Raw genomic sequence first — 13,979 nt, forward strand, 5'->3', positions numbered from 1 at the left:
TTCGGAAATAGCCTATTTAGTTTCTTATAAAGAACAATATGATGTGAGGATATCTTTACGAATGAGAAACGATTATGAGTAAAAAATCCACTTCAAGCCAAGCGATTCCATTGTCGAACTATCTTCCAAACGTTAGCACTATTGCCTATGGGTGTATGGGTTTAGGTGGCGGTTGGAATTCAAACTCAACCTCTAAAGAGGATGTTAAGCAAGCTAATGACATTATTGAACTGGCATTAGAGTCGGGGATCAACGTGTTTGATCACGCTGATATTTATACATTCACCAAAGCTGAACAAGCATTTGGATCTGTTCTAAAACAGAGCCCTTCGTTACGTGACAACATGTTTATCCAATCTAAATGCGGCATCCGTTTTCAAGGAGAGGACAACGTGGGTCGTTATGATTTTTCTTCAGATTGGGTGAGTCAGTCAGTTGATAGCATTTTGCAGCGTTTAAATACTGAGAAGTTAGATGTACTTTTGTTGCACAGACCAGATCCTCTGATGAATTTAGAAGAGCTCGTAGAAGCACTTCATTCAATCCATAAGCAAGGAAAGGTCGACTTTTTCGGTGTGTCGAACATGAATAGTCATCAAATTCAGTTTCTTCAATCAGCACTTGAGCTACCCATTGTCGCTAATCAGATGGAGATGAGCTTAGCTAAATTAGACTGGTTAAATGAAGGCGTGATGGTGAATACCGAGGGCTACTACCAATCTGACTTCCCTGCTGGAACTATTGAGCATTGCCGTATGAATGGTGTTCAATTGCAGGCGTGGGGGTGCTTGGGTCAAGGTCGTTTTTCAGAGTTAGGTCATCATTCTGAACACGAAAATATACGTAAAACGGCTTATTATGTAACGCAGCTTGCTGATCAATATGGCGTAACAAGTGAAGCTATTGTGTTGGCATTTTTACTAAGGCACCCAGCGAATATCCAGCCAATAATCGGTACTACCAATTTAGATAGGATCAAAGCCTCTTCACGGGCTACCGATGTGAGGTTAAGCCGAGAAGAATGGTACAACCTTTACGTGTATTCTCGCGGGCAAGCGTTGCCATAGCGATGTTTGAAAGTTCATCGAAGAAAGTTCATTGAAATAGGAATTATTTATGCTGAATTTAAGCCTTGCACAACACTTAGTGAATACAGCATTAGATCTTGCTCGAAGTCGTAATCAATCAATCGCAGTGAGTATTTGTGATACTCATGGTGAGTTGATTAGTTTTTCTAAAATGGATGAAGTTAGTGTTCAAGCTGGGCTATTAGCTAAGAACAAAGCCTATACATCGGCAAGAGATCGGCAGCCAAGTGGTAACCTAGGCGCGTGGGCAAAAGAAACAGGGAAGGACATGAGTTACTGGACTGACTCTAGGATAACTGGCTTCAAAGGTGGTATTCCTATTGAAAAGGGTGAACAGATAATTGGAGCGGTTGGTATCAGTGGTTTAAGTGAGCAAGAGGATGAAGAGCTTGCTAAAGAAGTGATTGTTCGTTGCCTTTAATATTTACTCATTCCCAAATATTTTCTGATTACCCAAGTAATAATCCGTATTCAGTTTGGCGATTTGAAATGCGAGTAAACTGAATGATAAAAAACCGACGTCTATAGCGTCGGTTTTTTATTATGGATTAGATGAGTAATCGTTTAATCACTCATCTAATTTAGCCAATTAGAAGTAAGTATTTAAGCGTTCGCTTCTTCAAGCTTAGTTTCAGACTCTTTCTCACCTAATATACGGCTAGTGATTGTACCTGCAGTCATTGCTCCTGATACATTAAGTGCAGTACGAGCCATATCGATAAGTGGCTCGATAGAAATAAGCAGTGCCGCAATAGTCACTGGAAGCCCCATAGCAGGTAGTACGATAAGTGCAGCGAAAGTCGCGCCGCCACCTACACCAGCAATACCAAATGAGCTCACGGTAATAATAGCAATCAGGGAAAGAATGAAGTTGATGTCCATTGGGTCAATGCCCACAGTTGGAGCAACCATTACTGCTAGCATTGCAGGGTAAATACCCGCACAACCGTTCTGACCAATTGTTGCACCGAATGAAGCAGAAAGGTTAGCAATTGCTGGTGGTACGTTTAGCTTGGTAATTTGAGCTTCAACATTCAGTGGAATAGTGGCTGCAGAACTACGAGATGTGAAAGCGAACGTTAAAACAGGCCAGATTTTTTGGAAGTACTCTTTCGGGTTTACGCCAACAAAAGAGACTAATACACCGTGCACGACAAACATCAGAAGAATAGCTACGTAAGACGCGACGATGAACCCTAGCAAACTTAAGATATCTGAAGCACTTGATGTTGCTACAACCTTAGCCATTAGAGCTGCGATACCGTAGGGCGTGAGTGCCATGATCATCTTAACCAAGCGCATTACGATAGATTGAGCTGCTTCGACAAAAGTGCGAATTGGTGATTCAAGTTCTTCTTTTTCTGCCATTACTTTACGTGCAGCAATACCTGTAAGCACACCAAAGATAACAACCGCAATGATTGAGGTAGAGCGAGCGCCTGTTAAATCTGCAAATGGGTTGGTTGGAATAAAGCTAACCAGCATTTGAGGAATTGTTAAGTCAGATACTTTACCAATGCGGCTTTCAAGCGCAGCAATACGAGCGGTTTCACGTGATCCTTCTACCAGCCCTTCAGCAGACAGTCCGAACGCTTGTGTTACGATAATGCCAACAATCGCAGAAATAGCAGTTGTAGCAAGCAACACCGAAATCGTAAGACCTGAAATCTTTCCTAACGATCCTCCTTTTTCAAGTTTAACTACCGCAGCAATCATTGAAACAAGTACAAGTGGCATGATGACCATTTTAAGCAAACCAACGTAACCGCGGCCAACCACATTCACCCAATCCAATGTTTCTTTTATTACTGCGCTGCCTTCACCAAATATCAGCTGCAAGCCTAGACCAAACGAGCTACCAAAAACTAAACCAAGTAGCACTAAGCGTGAAAGAGTGTGTTCTTTTTTCTGCTGTCCGTAGAGAAAGAATAGAATACCAATGAATATCGCTAACGCCGCGATAGCTGGAAATGACATTTGACGTCCTTATGAATTACTTAATTTTAATGAGCTGAGTTATATATGGTCAGCAATACTGTTAGGTAAGATAGCGACCTGTAACAAAACGTAAAATAAGCAAAAGTAATTTAATAGAACGAATGGGAATAACTGATTTGGCTAGTGATTATGCATTCACCAACCTGATGTTTAACTGAACATATTAACGATATTTTGAAAGTAAATTGAGCATTTCAGTCGAGTCATACATTTCAATTGGGTGATAATTAATTTCAAATAATTTAAACAACATGGCTTGCGCAACGTCGTATGCTGCAATAGGGCGAAGGTTTTTAAATTTCCCAAGTAAGAATGGGGAGAAAATTGGCATTAACTTTTGAAGAAGCTGCTCATCGGATCGGCTTTGTTTTCTTTCACCGGTTAGGGGACCTGGCCTCATGAATAGTACTTGTTTAAATCCCATCCTCATTAAGTTCTGCTCCATGTTGCCTTTGCAACGTAAGTAATGAGAATAAGATTGAGTAGAAGCGCCGTAACTAGATACAACCGCCACTCTTTCAACCCCAAGTAATTTCATGGTCTGTGCCACTTCGCAGACAAGCTCCACATCTACTTTTCTTAATGCTTCCTTTGAACCTGCTTGCTTTAATGTTGTACCTAAACAGATCAATCCAAGTGTTGGCGGAGGTAAAGTATCTTCCCACTGGTTAATGTGTAAATCAGCATTAATGATATTAGTTAATTTACTTTGGTCGATTGAGCTATCGAAAAGGGACGATCTCGACAGCGCGTAAACGTGAGATATAGCAGGCTCTATCACTAATAGCTTTAACGCATGACCTCCAATTAATCCTGAAGCTCCTGCAATGATTACGGAAGTGTTGTCACCTGAGATAGTCATTAATTATAAATACCTTGTTTCCTGTGTGAATTCGAACCTAATATGCTTATCTAGTGTAGTGGTTTGTTATAGAGCAGTCTGTGATGTTTAAGTGTTTATTTTTATTGAATTATCATTAGTTAATAATAGATAGAGACTGACTTAGCGAGTAAACTAATTCGAGCTTGGTTCACCTAATAATCATTAAGTTGTATATAGAACCTTCTATTGAATATCAAACATAGACCAAGGATGCGCTATGAATATCAAATTTGATACGCTTGCACCAACGCAAATTTATCACCTAATGACTCAAACTATTGTCCCTCGTCCAATTGCATGGGCACTGACTGAATCCTCCCCAGAAAATTATAACCTCGCGCCATTTTCTTATTTCACGCCTGTTTCAAGTAATCCACCATTACTGATGCTGTCTGTAGGCAAAAAGCCTAATGATGAAATTAAAGACACCACACGAAATGTGCTAGAAACAGGGAAAATGGTGGTTCATATTGCGTCTGCTCATTCTTCTGAAGCGGTCACTGCCACTGCCGCAACGCTTGACCACGGGGAATCAGAGATCTCTACCAATGGTATTGATCTTGTCGATTTCGAAGGTTTCGACTTACCAAGGCTAAAAGAATGCAGTATTGCTTTTGGCTGTAGCCTGTTTGAAGTGAAAGAGCTAGGTGCCACGCCTCAGAGCCTAATTTTCGCTCAGGTTGAGTGTGTCTACATCTCTGATGACATTCTAGACAAAGACAGTGAAAGGTTAAAAGTTGACGCTTTGGCGCTTGATCCATTATCTCGATTAGGTGGTGGTGAATACGCGACTTTATCAAACGTGTTTTCTGTCGCTCGCCCAAAATAACGGTACATTAACTCATTACTACCGCCTAAGAACCCCAATTAATAGAACCTTTATGCTAAACACAAAATACTCGCAAGATATCCAAAATCATATTGACCAAAAAACAAAGCCATTAGGGGCGCTGGGTCAATTAGAGCAAGTCGCACATCGATTGGCATTGATTCAAAGCCAAGGAAAAGATCAGGCGGTTACAACCATTGAAATTAGAAAGCCGAGCCTAATTATCTTTGCTGGGGATCATGGTATTGCAGATGAAGGCGTGAGTATTGCACCCAGTGCGGTGACACAACAAATGGTTCTAAACTTCTTAAATGGTGGAGCCGCGATCAACTGTTTTTGTACGATGAACGACATTGATTTAACCATTGTTGATACCGGAATACTATTACCTATAGATCAAGAGCTTGTAGAGCAAGCATCTGTACAGAAAGAAAACCCAACATTGGTAACTCAACGTCTAGGTCGACGAACTGCAAATTTTGCTAAAGAAGCGGCAATGGCAGATGAGCAAGTTGAACGTGGTCTGGTTTTAGGTGGGCAGATAGTTTCTACAAAAGTGTCTCAAGGTTCTAACTTGATCATGTTTGGTGAAATGGGGATCGGAAATACCAGTAGTGCTTCGGCAATTCTAGCGGCTTTAACAGGCTGTGACGTTGAACATTGCGTTGGGTTAGGTACGGGTATCAGTTCCGAACAACTAGCACTTAAAACTCAGTTAGTATCAAAAGGCGTTGCACGTTGCGTGGAATTGTCTGAGCAAAGTGACTTATCTCATAAAAGTGTGCTGACTTCGCATAACTTATCGCCACAAAACTTGTGCCCACATAAGGTGTTAGCTGAGGTTGGTGGCTTCGAAATAGTACAAATGGTGGGAGCTTTTCTTTCTGCATATCAACATAAAACACCAGTCTTAGTTGATGGCTTTATTGTTTCTGTCGCAGCTTATGTGGCAACACTTATTGAGCCTAATGCACGTGAATACATGATATTTGCACATCGTTCAGAAGAGTCTGGTCATAAAATTGTTTTACATAAATTGAATGCTGAACCACTACTGGATCTTGGGCTACGCCTTGGTGAAGGGACTGGCGCGGCATTGGCACTACCAATCATTAAAGCTTCCGCTCAGTTTTATAATCATATGGCGAGTTTTGAAAGTGCTGGAGTGACTGTTTAATGGCCGAAGAGAATACGCTTACATTAACGCAGCGCATTAAATACCAATGGGAGTTGTTTGCTCTGGCGCTAAGCTTCTTTTCACGAATTCCTATCCCAGCGAGCACACCATATTCAGAAGAAAGAATGAACCGTGCGGGTCGATATTTTTCTCTGGTTGGCTTATTACTTGGTGCATTATGCGGGATAAGTTATGTATTGCTTGAACTGGTATTCCCTGCAACTGTCAGTATTTTTCTCACTATGGCTTTTAGTTTGATGCTCACAGGCGCATTTCATGAAGATGGTCTAACCGATATGGCTGATGGTGTTGGTGGCGGCATGACGCTAGAGCGCCGTTTAACCATAATGAAAGATAGCCGAATTGGTACATATGGCGCATCTGCTCTTGTTATGGCGTTGCTAGGTAAGTGGCTGCTTCTCAATGAGTTATCCTCCGTTACATCTCTTTTCGGCATTTTGGTTGTCAGCTACGGTCTTAGCAGAGCAGTTGCTGCATCTCTAATTTATGATATGCCTTATGTAAGTGATTTAGATACAAGTAAGAGTAAGCCATTGGCAAGTAAGCAGACGCTGGGCGAATTAGTGTTTCTAATGGTTATTGGAGTTTTTCCTGCACTTTGGTTTGGTCTTGAGATTGCTTTAGCTCTCCTAGTTTTAGCTTTTATCTTTCGATTCTTCTTCAAAAAATGGTTGTTAGCACGTTTAGGTGGCTTTACTGGTGATTGTTTAGGCGCTGGGCAGCAGTTGATGGAGTTATTGATCTATCTCTTTTTCATTGCGATGTTTAACTAAATGGATTCAAAAATGAACAACCATCATCTTATTCTTGGTGGAGCCCGTTCTGGAAAGTCAGGCTTTGCGGAGCAACAAGCGATTGAACTTGCAAACAGTTCAAATGACCTGAGGCTTAACTATGTTGCGACGGCTATTTGCTTTGATGAAGAAATGAAGGAGCGAATAGCACACCATCAACAACGACGAAATGAACGTTGGATTGAGCATGAAGAATCGAGTGCTTTAGATACCTTGTTCAGTGGATTTGACCATAATGATATTGTGCTGGTGGACTGCTTAACACTGTGGCTGAACAATGTCATATATAACTTAGGTGAAGAAGCAACGAATGAACAAGTTGAATTAGAAATTGAACGCCTTGTTTCAAGCGTGAACCAATCCAATGCTCAATTTATAATGGTTTCAAATGAAGTCGGTCTAGGCATTGTGCCAATGGGAAAGGTCTCACGTTTGTTTGTTGATAATGCAGGTAGAATGAACCAAGCACTTGCAAGAGTCGTCGCTAATGTCACTTTTATTGCCGCTGGTTTACCGATGAAGTTAAAGTCTTGAAATTAATTAATTTGGCGTTATTGGCTTTAAATTACTAAAGAGAAACCATCAGTTAGGCAGTAGTCGTGATGGAAAAATACAGCTGAGCAAGGTCAAAAAATAAGACAGAATGTTGAAGACGAAGAATATTTATTTAGTAAGGCACGGTAAGGTGAAAGGGAAACCTGCATTGAATGGTTCCACCGACGTGCTTGTTACTACTGAAACGCAACAACAAATCAAACAGGCATTACAGGCTTATCCTGTCGAGTTTGATCAAGTTATTACTTCGCCACTAAAGCGTTGCTACGATGTCGCGACTCTGTATTCGAAAGACTTAAATGTTGGCATGTCCAGCGACCCTAGATTTCAAGAAATGAACTTTGGTGATGTTGATGGTGTTCCTTTTGATGATTTAACTCAGCAATGGAATGAACTAGAACAGTTTTGGCAAGATCCGGCAAACCATGCGCTATCTGGTGCGGAAAGTTTACACTCATTCAGAGAACGGGTTCTTAGTGGTTGGTCGCACGTTTTAGAAAGCTCAGGTGACAATATATTACTCGTTACGCATGGTGGCGTCATTCGAGTTCTATTGGCTCATGCTCTGAATATTGATTGGACAAACCCCAGTTGGTATTCAAATTTATCGATTGCTAATGCATCGATAACTCATATTAAAATTACTCACGCAGACCAAGATTTTATTAGCGTGAAATCTATTGGTTTAGCGCTTCTTTAGGCGTTTAGCTCGTTTCGCATACTTTCATTGCGATGGGGTGTGTTTTTGATTGAATCTCATTTTGATTAAAACATAGTCTCGGTTGAACGTTATTAGCACAGATTAAACGTTGTTAATATAACTACAACGGTAAAAAGGAATTATCAAATGACAGCTCCTAGTTGGGACTTAACGATCGCTTATCGTGATTTAGACGATGCAAAAATTGAACAAGATATTGAACTGATTCAGCAATGCATAGAGCTTATGTACCTGCATGTCGACAAGCGAGATACGGTTATCGCAATGCAAAATGCCATTCAAACTTCAGAAGCGGCAGGCACATTGCTAAGCACCATTAACACATTTGCTAATTGTTACGCATCGGTAGACGCGACTCATACTGAAGCTAAAGCTTTGCTCGGTCGTGTTGCTAAATTGAATTCAGAAATGTCTCAAGCTTTCAGTCCATACGAGGACACGTTAATTCACGCTCAGCCAGAATTTATTAGCGATGTATTGGACCACGAAAGCCCAGATGTAGCGGGGCAGTCATTCTTAATTGAAAGCAGCCGTAAATTAGCGGATAGCCGATTAAGTGTTGTTGAAGAGCAACTATTGTCCGCTATGGAAGTAGATGGTCGTGATGCTTGGGGACGTTTATACAATAACTTAACCGGTTCGCTAAAACTGTCACTGAAATTGGATGGAGAAGACGAAGTGCTTGGTTTTTCACAAGCTGCCAGCCTTCTATATGGCAGTGAATTTGATAAACAAGAAAGTGCATGGCGAGCAATACAAGGTGCGATGCAAACGCATCAAGAATCTTTTGCCTCAATCTTGAATGCTTTAGCTGGTTGGAGACTAACGGAAAATAAAAAACGTTCAAATGTAAAAGACGTTCACTTTTTAGCGCCAAGCTTGCATGGCAGCCGTATCGTCCCTGAGACGCTAGATAGCATGATGACAGTTGCCAAGGCAAACCGAGGTGTGGGGCAAAAAGCCGGAAAGCTAATGGCACAAGTACACGGTCTAAATGAAATGAAACCGTGGAATCACTTAGCGGCAATGCCGCCATTAGGGGACTCAGAAGCCAAAGTTTACCCATTTGAGGAAGCCATTGAGCTAATCAAAACAGCTTTTGCGGAAGTCGATGAAGAAATGGCGCAATTCGTACAACTCATGGTAGATAACGGTTGGGTTGAAGCTGCACCAGCTTCGAACAAACGCTTAGGCGCATATTGCACTAAATTTGCCGCGACCCGCACACCTTTAGTCTTCATGACCTGGAGTGGTAGCCGCTCTGATTTGATGACATTAGCTCATGAATTGGGTCATGCTTTCCATAACTGGGTTATGCGTGATATGCCACTTTGCCAAACACGATACCCAATGACACTTGCGGAAACAGCGTCAATCTTTGCGGAAAATATTGTGCGTGATTACTTGCTAAAGCAGGCGAAAACAAAAAATGAAAAACTAGAAATGTTGTGGGAAGAGCTTTCTTCTTCATTAGCGTTAATGGTGAATATTCCGGTACGATTTGAATTTGAAAAAGCCTTCTACGAACAGCGTGAAAAGGGTGAGCTTACCGCAGAACAGCTTTGTTCTTTGATGGAAACAACGTGGAAAGATTGGTACGGCGAAGCAATGACAGAAGCTGATACATACTTCTGGGCAAGCAAACTTCACTTCAGTATCTCAGGCGTGAGTTTTTATAACTACCCATACTTATTTGGCTACTTATTTAGTAAAGGTGTATATGCGCAAAGAGAAGCGAAAGGAGAGCAGTTCTATGGGGATTATGTGTCGCTACTTCGTGATACTGGCAGCATGATGGCAGAAGAAGTCGTAGAAAAGCACTTAGGAATGGACCTTACTCAAGGTGATTTTTGGCAACAGAGTATCGATATGGTTAAAAATCAAATCGATGAATTCGAAAGCCTGCTCAACCAACCCGATTAATTGATCTCAGTCGGTTCATCTATACCGGGAGCTATGTTAGGTTACGTAGCTCTTATTTATATGAAAACTCAACGAGTTAACAGAATGAGTTACTGCAATATCTATCTGCTCAATATTCGTTCAAAGGATGGGTTTTTGTGAGTGATAATTTAATTTCTGTTGATAAGTGCGATCCTAGCAACAATATTTGTATGCACAATTTATTAACATACGGCCGTGCAATTAAGGAGTAGCGCATGACGAAATCTCTCTTTCGCCAATCATTTCTTTTTGACAGCCTAGATCTTGAACAGGAAATGCCGGCAGGACGCACCGTTTTATCAAATGGTGTAGAACTTAAGCTCCACCAACGCGGTGTACTTGAAGTGATCCCTGCTGATTATAGCGATCAAAGTAAAAATATAATCTTCTCTTGCGGTGTACATGGTGATGAGACTTCGCCAATGGAACTGGTTGACAAGTTGATCGAAGATATTGAAACGGGTTTTCAAACGGTAGAAGCTCGTTGTCTATTTATCATTGCTCACCCAGAAGCAACGAATGCACATACTCGCTTTTTAGACGTAAACCTAAATCGTTTATTCGATGAAAAAGAGCGAGAGTCTAACCGTGAAGTTGAGATCGCCAAGTGGCTTAAAAAATCTGTAACGGATTTCTACGAAGGAACACAAATAGAGACTCGTTGGCATTTAGATCTACATTGTGCCATTCGTTTGTCTAAACATTATTCGTTTGCTGTCAGTCCGAAAGTTAGGCATGCCGTTCGTAGCAAAGCATTAGTTGAATTTATCAACAGTGCGCACGTAGAAGCGATTTTACTTTCTAACTCGCCATCAAGTACTTTTAGTTGGTACAGTGCTGAAAACTTTGCAGCTCAGGCACTAACGATGGAACTAGGGCAAGTTGCTCGTATTGGTGAAAACCAGTTAGATAAGTTAACTGCGTTTGATTTAGCAATGAGAAACCTTGTTTCTGAAATTGAACCAGAGCATTTACCTAAACGTACGATTACTTACCGCGTAAGTCGCACGATTGTTCGTTTACACGATGACTTTGATTTCATGTTCACTGATGATGTCGAAAACTTTACGAGCTTTAAGCACGGCGAAGTTTTCGGTCATGATGGGGATAAGCCCTTAATGGCAAAAAATGAAAACGAAGCAGTAGTGTTCCCTAATCGTAAGGTTGCGATTGGTCAACGTGCTGCTTTAATGGTGTGTGAAGTTGAAACTCGTTTTGAGCATGACCAATTAGTGTACGATTAATGGGTTAGAAGATTTTTAGTTTACGATTAATCTAATTATCACAGCGAAGGTTATACATACGGAAGGGTATAAATACCGCTCAACCGTTTGAAATATCAAGGTTCATGGCTTGCTGTGAACCTTGAGTTTGTTTTGGGATAAAGGTAAGGTTACGCGAACATTGATAAAGTAGCGTGATATGGATTTCCAACAACTCATTCTTCAAAAACAGACCAGATGGAAACGTGCCATTTACGCCATGGTCGCATTGCTCGTCATACTGAGTAGTATATATTTAATGGTAGGCGACTTGTTCATCTCTCCCCTAGAGTCCCTATCTCCACTTCAAGAAAAATTACTTGTCGATCTAAGACTTCCTCGCTTACTCGCTGCGATAGCGATTGGTTCAGCGCTGGCTGTTTCAGGCGCAAGCCTTCAGGTGCTGTTAGGTAATGTATTGGCTGAGCCTGGTGTGCTGGGTATATCAGGTGGTGCCAGCCTGGCGATGGTCGTTGTTTTATTTTTCCTCCCGTTTGCTCCCACACCTGAATTATTCATGATAGCGGCCATTGTAGGTTCACTCTGTTTTACTATTATTTTGGTCAGTATGGTCAAAATGATGCGCTTAACCACGACTAAACTCCTGCTGGTAGGTGTGGCTCTGGGTATATTGTCCGGGGCAATGGTGACGTGGGCATTCTATTTTAGTGATGATCTGAGCTTACGTTTATTAATGTATTGGTTAATGGGTAGTTTAGGTGGCGTCACTTGGTATCAGCACTCATTAACTCTTGTTATGGTTCCAGTTATCATTTGGTTATGCTTACAGGGCAGTAAGCTCGATAAATTGATGATAGGTGAAACTCACGCTGCTCAGCTTGGTATAAATGTAGATTCGCTACGTTGGCGTTTAATTGTCGCTGTCTCGATTTTAGTAGGTTGTGCTGTGGCTCTAGGTGGTGTGATTAGCTTTGTAGGCTTAGTGGTACCTCATTTATTGCGGTTAGCTATTGGCACCGATAATCGGTTTTTACTGCCTCTTTCTGCTGTTGCTGGTGCTGCGCTGCTGGTGTTTGCCGATATTTGTGCCCGTACACTGTTAGATTCTGCTGAGTTACCTTTAGGTGTGATGACGACCAGTATTGGCGCCCCAATCTTTATTTGGATGTTGATAAAAAACCATGATTCGAATTAAGAGTTTACAGGTTGATTCTCGTTTACTGCCTCTGTCATTTGAGCTTAAAAAAGGGCAGGTTACGCATGTTATTGGTCCTAATGGCAGTGGAAAAAGTACGTTACTTACGGCTTTATCGGGGATCAGTGACAGTTATAAAGGTGAAGTTTGGCTTGGCGAACGTCTATTAGCCGATGTGACACTAAATGACTTAGCGTTATACCGCTCTTATCTTAGCCAAAGTGCCAGACCTGCTTTTAATCTTGAAGTCTTCCAGTTTTTAGCGCTGTCATTGCCGAGTACTTCTTCTGATACAAATAATGAAGTACAAGTGAAAGCCGTGACACAAGCGATTGATGAAATTTGTCATATGCTTGAAATTAGCGACAAATTACACCGTTCAATTCAAGCATTGTCTGGCGGTGAGTGGCAAAGAATCAGGCTGGCAGGCATGTGCTTACAAATTTGGCCGACCTTAAACCCATATTCAAATCTACTGATTTTGGATGAGCCTGCCGCTCCATTAGATATAGCTCAAGAAGCATTGCTCTATAAATTAATTCAAAGAGTGGCAGAGCAGGGCATTGCAGTCATTATGGCGAATCATGATCTGAACCGGACATTAAGACATGCAGATCAGGTATTGCTGCTTGATAATGGGGTGTTACAAGCGCTGGGTAGTGCTAAAGAAGTCATGACTCCAAAGCAACTCGCTTCAGTGTTTAAGACGGAAGTGAAAAGTGTCACAGTAGATAAGCAAGATTACCTACTATTTGGGTAAGCTTTTTTACTTTTGGTATTTTTGTTGAACAAAACTTATCCAAAATACACGCTTAGTTAGGTGTCCCGGAAATAAAAATGCCACGCTATTTAACCTATTGGTTAGTGGCGTGGCATTTTTGTATTTGCTGTTTGTGTTTTCCAACTTTGTGTCGGCAGTTTAACTTTGAACTATTCCGCAGTTAAACAGTTAAACAGTTAAACAGTTAAAGCCTTTAGGTCCGCAGGGCGGTAGTAAACTGACTTTAATACTTTACCTTGGCGGATAGTTTTTCCTTCAGACACGAAGTCTTCTGCACATTTAGCAATAATGTAATCGCCTTTTTGGACAGCCATCAGCTTAATGTTCTGCTTCGCGTAAAAAGCTTCAGTATCGGCAAACTCTTCTTGGTTACGGCAGACTTTGCTCATGTTGCTTGAGTGCACTTCATCCCAACAAGGAATGAAATCAATATTGCGGTTTTTAGCCACGTTCAATAGAAGATCAATGAGGTAGCTAATGGCAATATTGTCTTCAATGTTTTTCTGACCCAGATGAACAAGACGGCCCATTAACACGTAAACACTATCTACAATAGCGTCAGCCTGTTCCATTTTACAATCGGCTTCAGCAAGCTCTGTCAGTTCTTCAATAGCAAGGGAAGTGTGTAGAGTGTCGGCTTTATCATCTAAGGTTTGAGGCGCGGCAACAGGTAAATCAAAAGTGCTACGAAACTCTTCTATATCGCTATAAAGGTGGCTGTAGATTTCTTGGCTCAGTTGAGAAAGGGTCATAATCCTATCCATTTTATT

14 protein-coding genes are annotated in these 13,979 nt (G+C 41.3%); 11 read left to right on the forward strand and 3 right to left on the reverse strand.

The annotated features are described in order from the left end of the window. The first annotated feature begins 74 nt into the window (after window positions 1-74). Window positions 75-1,067 carry an aldo/keto reductase gene (locus L4C37_RS12375; RefSeq protein ID WP_429768754.1) on the forward strand — a complete coding sequence of 331 codons (993 nt, stop codon included), beginning with the start codon at window positions 75-77 and terminating at the stop codon, window positions 1,065-1,067. Between the two features lie 49 nt (window positions 1,068-1,116). Then, window positions 1,117-1,509 carry a GlcG/HbpS family heme-binding protein gene (locus L4C37_RS12380; RefSeq protein WP_429768755.1) on the forward strand — a complete coding sequence of 131 codons (393 nt, stop codon included), beginning with the start codon at window positions 1,117-1,119 and terminating at the stop codon, window positions 1,507-1,509. A 182-nt stretch (window positions 1,510-1,691) separates the two neighbouring features. Here the strand turns inward: L4C37_RS12380 and L4C37_RS12385 are convergent, their stop codons facing one another. Together L4C37_RS12385 and L4C37_RS12390 are read right to left on the reverse strand one after the other, a co-directional pair. Further along, on the reverse strand, window positions 1,692-3,065 hold the full coding sequence (locus L4C37_RS12385) for an L-cystine transporter (RefSeq protein ID WP_429768757.1): 1,374 nt from the start codon (window positions 3,063-3,065) through the stop codon (window positions 1,692-1,694). A 184-nt stretch (window positions 3,066-3,249) separates the two neighbouring features. Continuing rightward, window positions 3,250-3,948: an NAD-dependent epimerase/dehydratase family protein gene (locus L4C37_RS12390; protein ID WP_273296436.1), complete on the reverse strand. Its 699-nt coding sequence runs from the start codon at window positions 3,946-3,948 to the stop codon at window positions 3,250-3,252. 238 nt (window positions 3,949-4,186) lie between these two features. Between L4C37_RS12390 and L4C37_RS12395 the strand changes: the two genes are divergently transcribed. From L4C37_RS12395 to btuD, 9 genes are all read left to right on the forward strand, one after another. Continuing rightward, window positions 4,187-4,798, forward strand: a complete 612-nt coding sequence (locus tag L4C37_RS12395; protein WP_429768758.1) for a flavin reductase family protein — start codon at window positions 4,187-4,189, stop codon at window positions 4,796-4,798. 52 nt (window positions 4,799-4,850) lie between these two features. Beyond that, on the forward strand, window positions 4,851-5,975 hold the full coding sequence (cobT, locus tag L4C37_RS12400) for a nicotinate-nucleotide--dimethylbenzimidazole phosphoribosyltransferase (RefSeq protein WP_429768759.1): 1,125 nt from the start codon (window positions 4,851-4,853) through the stop codon (window positions 5,973-5,975). Then, on the forward strand, window positions 5,975-6,769 hold the full coding sequence (locus L4C37_RS12405) for an adenosylcobinamide-GDP ribazoletransferase (RefSeq protein ID WP_273296431.1): 795 nt from the start codon (window positions 5,975-5,977) through the stop codon (window positions 6,767-6,769). Before cobT ends, L4C37_RS12405 begins: the two co-directional genes overlap by 1 nt. Window positions 6,770-6,781: 12 nt before the next feature. Further along, window positions 6,782-7,324, forward strand: coding sequence for a bifunctional adenosylcobinamide kinase/adenosylcobinamide-phosphate guanylyltransferase (gene cobU / locus L4C37_RS12410; RefSeq protein WP_429768760.1), 543 nt, complete (start codon window positions 6,782-6,784; stop codon window positions 7,322-7,324). Window positions 7,325-7,433: 109 nt separating this feature from the next. Then, entirely contained in the window at window positions 7,434-8,045 is a 612-nt protein-coding gene (gene cobC, locus L4C37_RS12415) for an alpha-ribazole phosphatase family protein (RefSeq protein WP_429768761.1), read from the forward strand. A gap of 147 nt (window positions 8,046-8,192) precedes the next feature. Continuing rightward, window positions 8,193-9,989 (forward strand): M3 family oligoendopeptidase, encoded by a 1,797-nt coding sequence (locus L4C37_RS12420; protein WP_429768762.1) that lies wholly within the window; start codon window positions 8,193-8,195, stop codon window positions 9,987-9,989. Between the two features lie 236 nt (window positions 9,990-10,225). Next, window positions 10,226-11,254, forward strand: a complete 1,029-nt coding sequence (locus tag L4C37_RS12425; protein ID WP_137372709.1) for a succinylglutamate desuccinylase — start codon at window positions 10,226-10,228, stop codon at window positions 11,252-11,254. Window positions 11,255-11,432: 178 nt separating this feature from the next. Then, window positions 11,433-12,428 carry a vitamin B12 ABC transporter permease BtuC gene (gene btuC / locus L4C37_RS12430; RefSeq protein ID WP_137372710.1) on the forward strand — a complete coding sequence of 332 codons (996 nt, stop codon included), beginning with the start codon at window positions 11,433-11,435 and terminating at the stop codon, window positions 12,426-12,428. Continuing rightward, window positions 12,415-13,188, forward strand: a complete 774-nt coding sequence (btuD, locus tag L4C37_RS12435; RefSeq protein WP_429768763.1) for a vitamin B12 ABC transporter ATP-binding protein BtuD — start codon at window positions 12,415-12,417, stop codon at window positions 13,186-13,188. The genes btuC and btuD overlap by 14 nt, the downstream gene beginning before the upstream one ends. Before the next feature lie 197 nt (window positions 13,189-13,385). On the opposite strand, the gene L4C37_RS12440 is transcribed toward btuD, so the two are convergent. Beyond that, window positions 13,386-13,961 (reverse strand): nucleoside triphosphate pyrophosphohydrolase family protein, encoded by a 576-nt coding sequence (locus L4C37_RS12440; RefSeq protein WP_372266365.1) that lies wholly within the window; start codon window positions 13,959-13,961, stop codon window positions 13,386-13,388. Window positions 13,962-13,979: the final 18 nt, after the last annotated feature.

It is taken from the genome of Vibrio kagoshimensis (assembly GCF_050337535.1).
GTDB lineage: Bacteria > Pseudomonadota > Gammaproteobacteria > Enterobacterales > Vibrionaceae > Vibrio > Vibrio gallaecicus.

Excerpts from the sequence above, each read along its gene's own strand:
- L4C37_RS12425 (WP_137372709.1), top strand. The coding sequence starts at position 10,226 with ATGACGAAATCTCTCTTTCGCCAATCATTTCTTTTTGACAGCCTAGAT.
- L4C37_RS12390 (WP_273296436.1), bottom strand. The coding sequence starts at position 3,948 with ATGACTATCTCAGGTGACAACACTTCCGTAATCATTGCAGGAGCTTCA.
- cobU (WP_429768760.1), top strand. The coding sequence starts at position 6,782 with ATGAACAACCATCATCTTATTCTTGGTGGAGCCCGTTCTGGAAAGTCA.
- btuC (WP_137372710.1), top strand. The coding sequence starts at position 11,433 with ATGGATTTCCAACAACTCATTCTTCAAAAACAGACCAGATGGAAACGT.
- L4C37_RS12380 (WP_429768755.1), top strand. The coding sequence starts at position 1,117 with ATGCTGAATTTAAGCCTTGCACAACACTTAGTGAATACAGCATTAGAT.
- L4C37_RS12395 (WP_429768758.1), top strand. The coding sequence starts at position 4,187 with ATGAATATCAAATTTGATACGCTTGCACCAACGCAAATTTATCACCTA.
- L4C37_RS12375 (WP_429768754.1), top strand. The coding sequence starts at position 75 with ATGAGTAAAAAATCCACTTCAAGCCAAGCGATTCCATTGTCGAACTAT.
- L4C37_RS12420 (WP_429768762.1), top strand. The coding sequence starts at position 8,193 with ATGACAGCTCCTAGTTGGGACTTAACGATCGCTTATCGTGATTTAGAC.
- L4C37_RS12385 (WP_429768757.1), bottom strand. The coding sequence starts at position 3,065 with ATGTCATTTCCAGCTATCGCGGCGTTAGCGATATTCATTGGTATTCTA.
- L4C37_RS12440 (WP_372266365.1), bottom strand. The coding sequence starts at position 13,961 with ATGACCCTTTCTCAACTGAGCCAAGAAATCTACAGCCACCTTTATAGC.
- L4C37_RS12405 (WP_273296431.1), top strand. The coding sequence starts at position 5,975 with ATGGCCGAAGAGAATACGCTTACATTAACGCAGCGCATTAAATACCAA.
- btuD (WP_429768763.1), top strand. The coding sequence starts at position 12,415 with ATGATTCGAATTAAGAGTTTACAGGTTGATTCTCGTTTACTGCCTCTG.
- cobT (WP_429768759.1), top strand. The coding sequence starts at position 4,851 with ATGCTAAACACAAAATACTCGCAAGATATCCAAAATCATATTGACCAA.
- cobC (WP_429768761.1), top strand. The coding sequence starts at position 7,434 with ATGTTGAAGACGAAGAATATTTATTTAGTAAGGCACGGTAAGGTGAAA.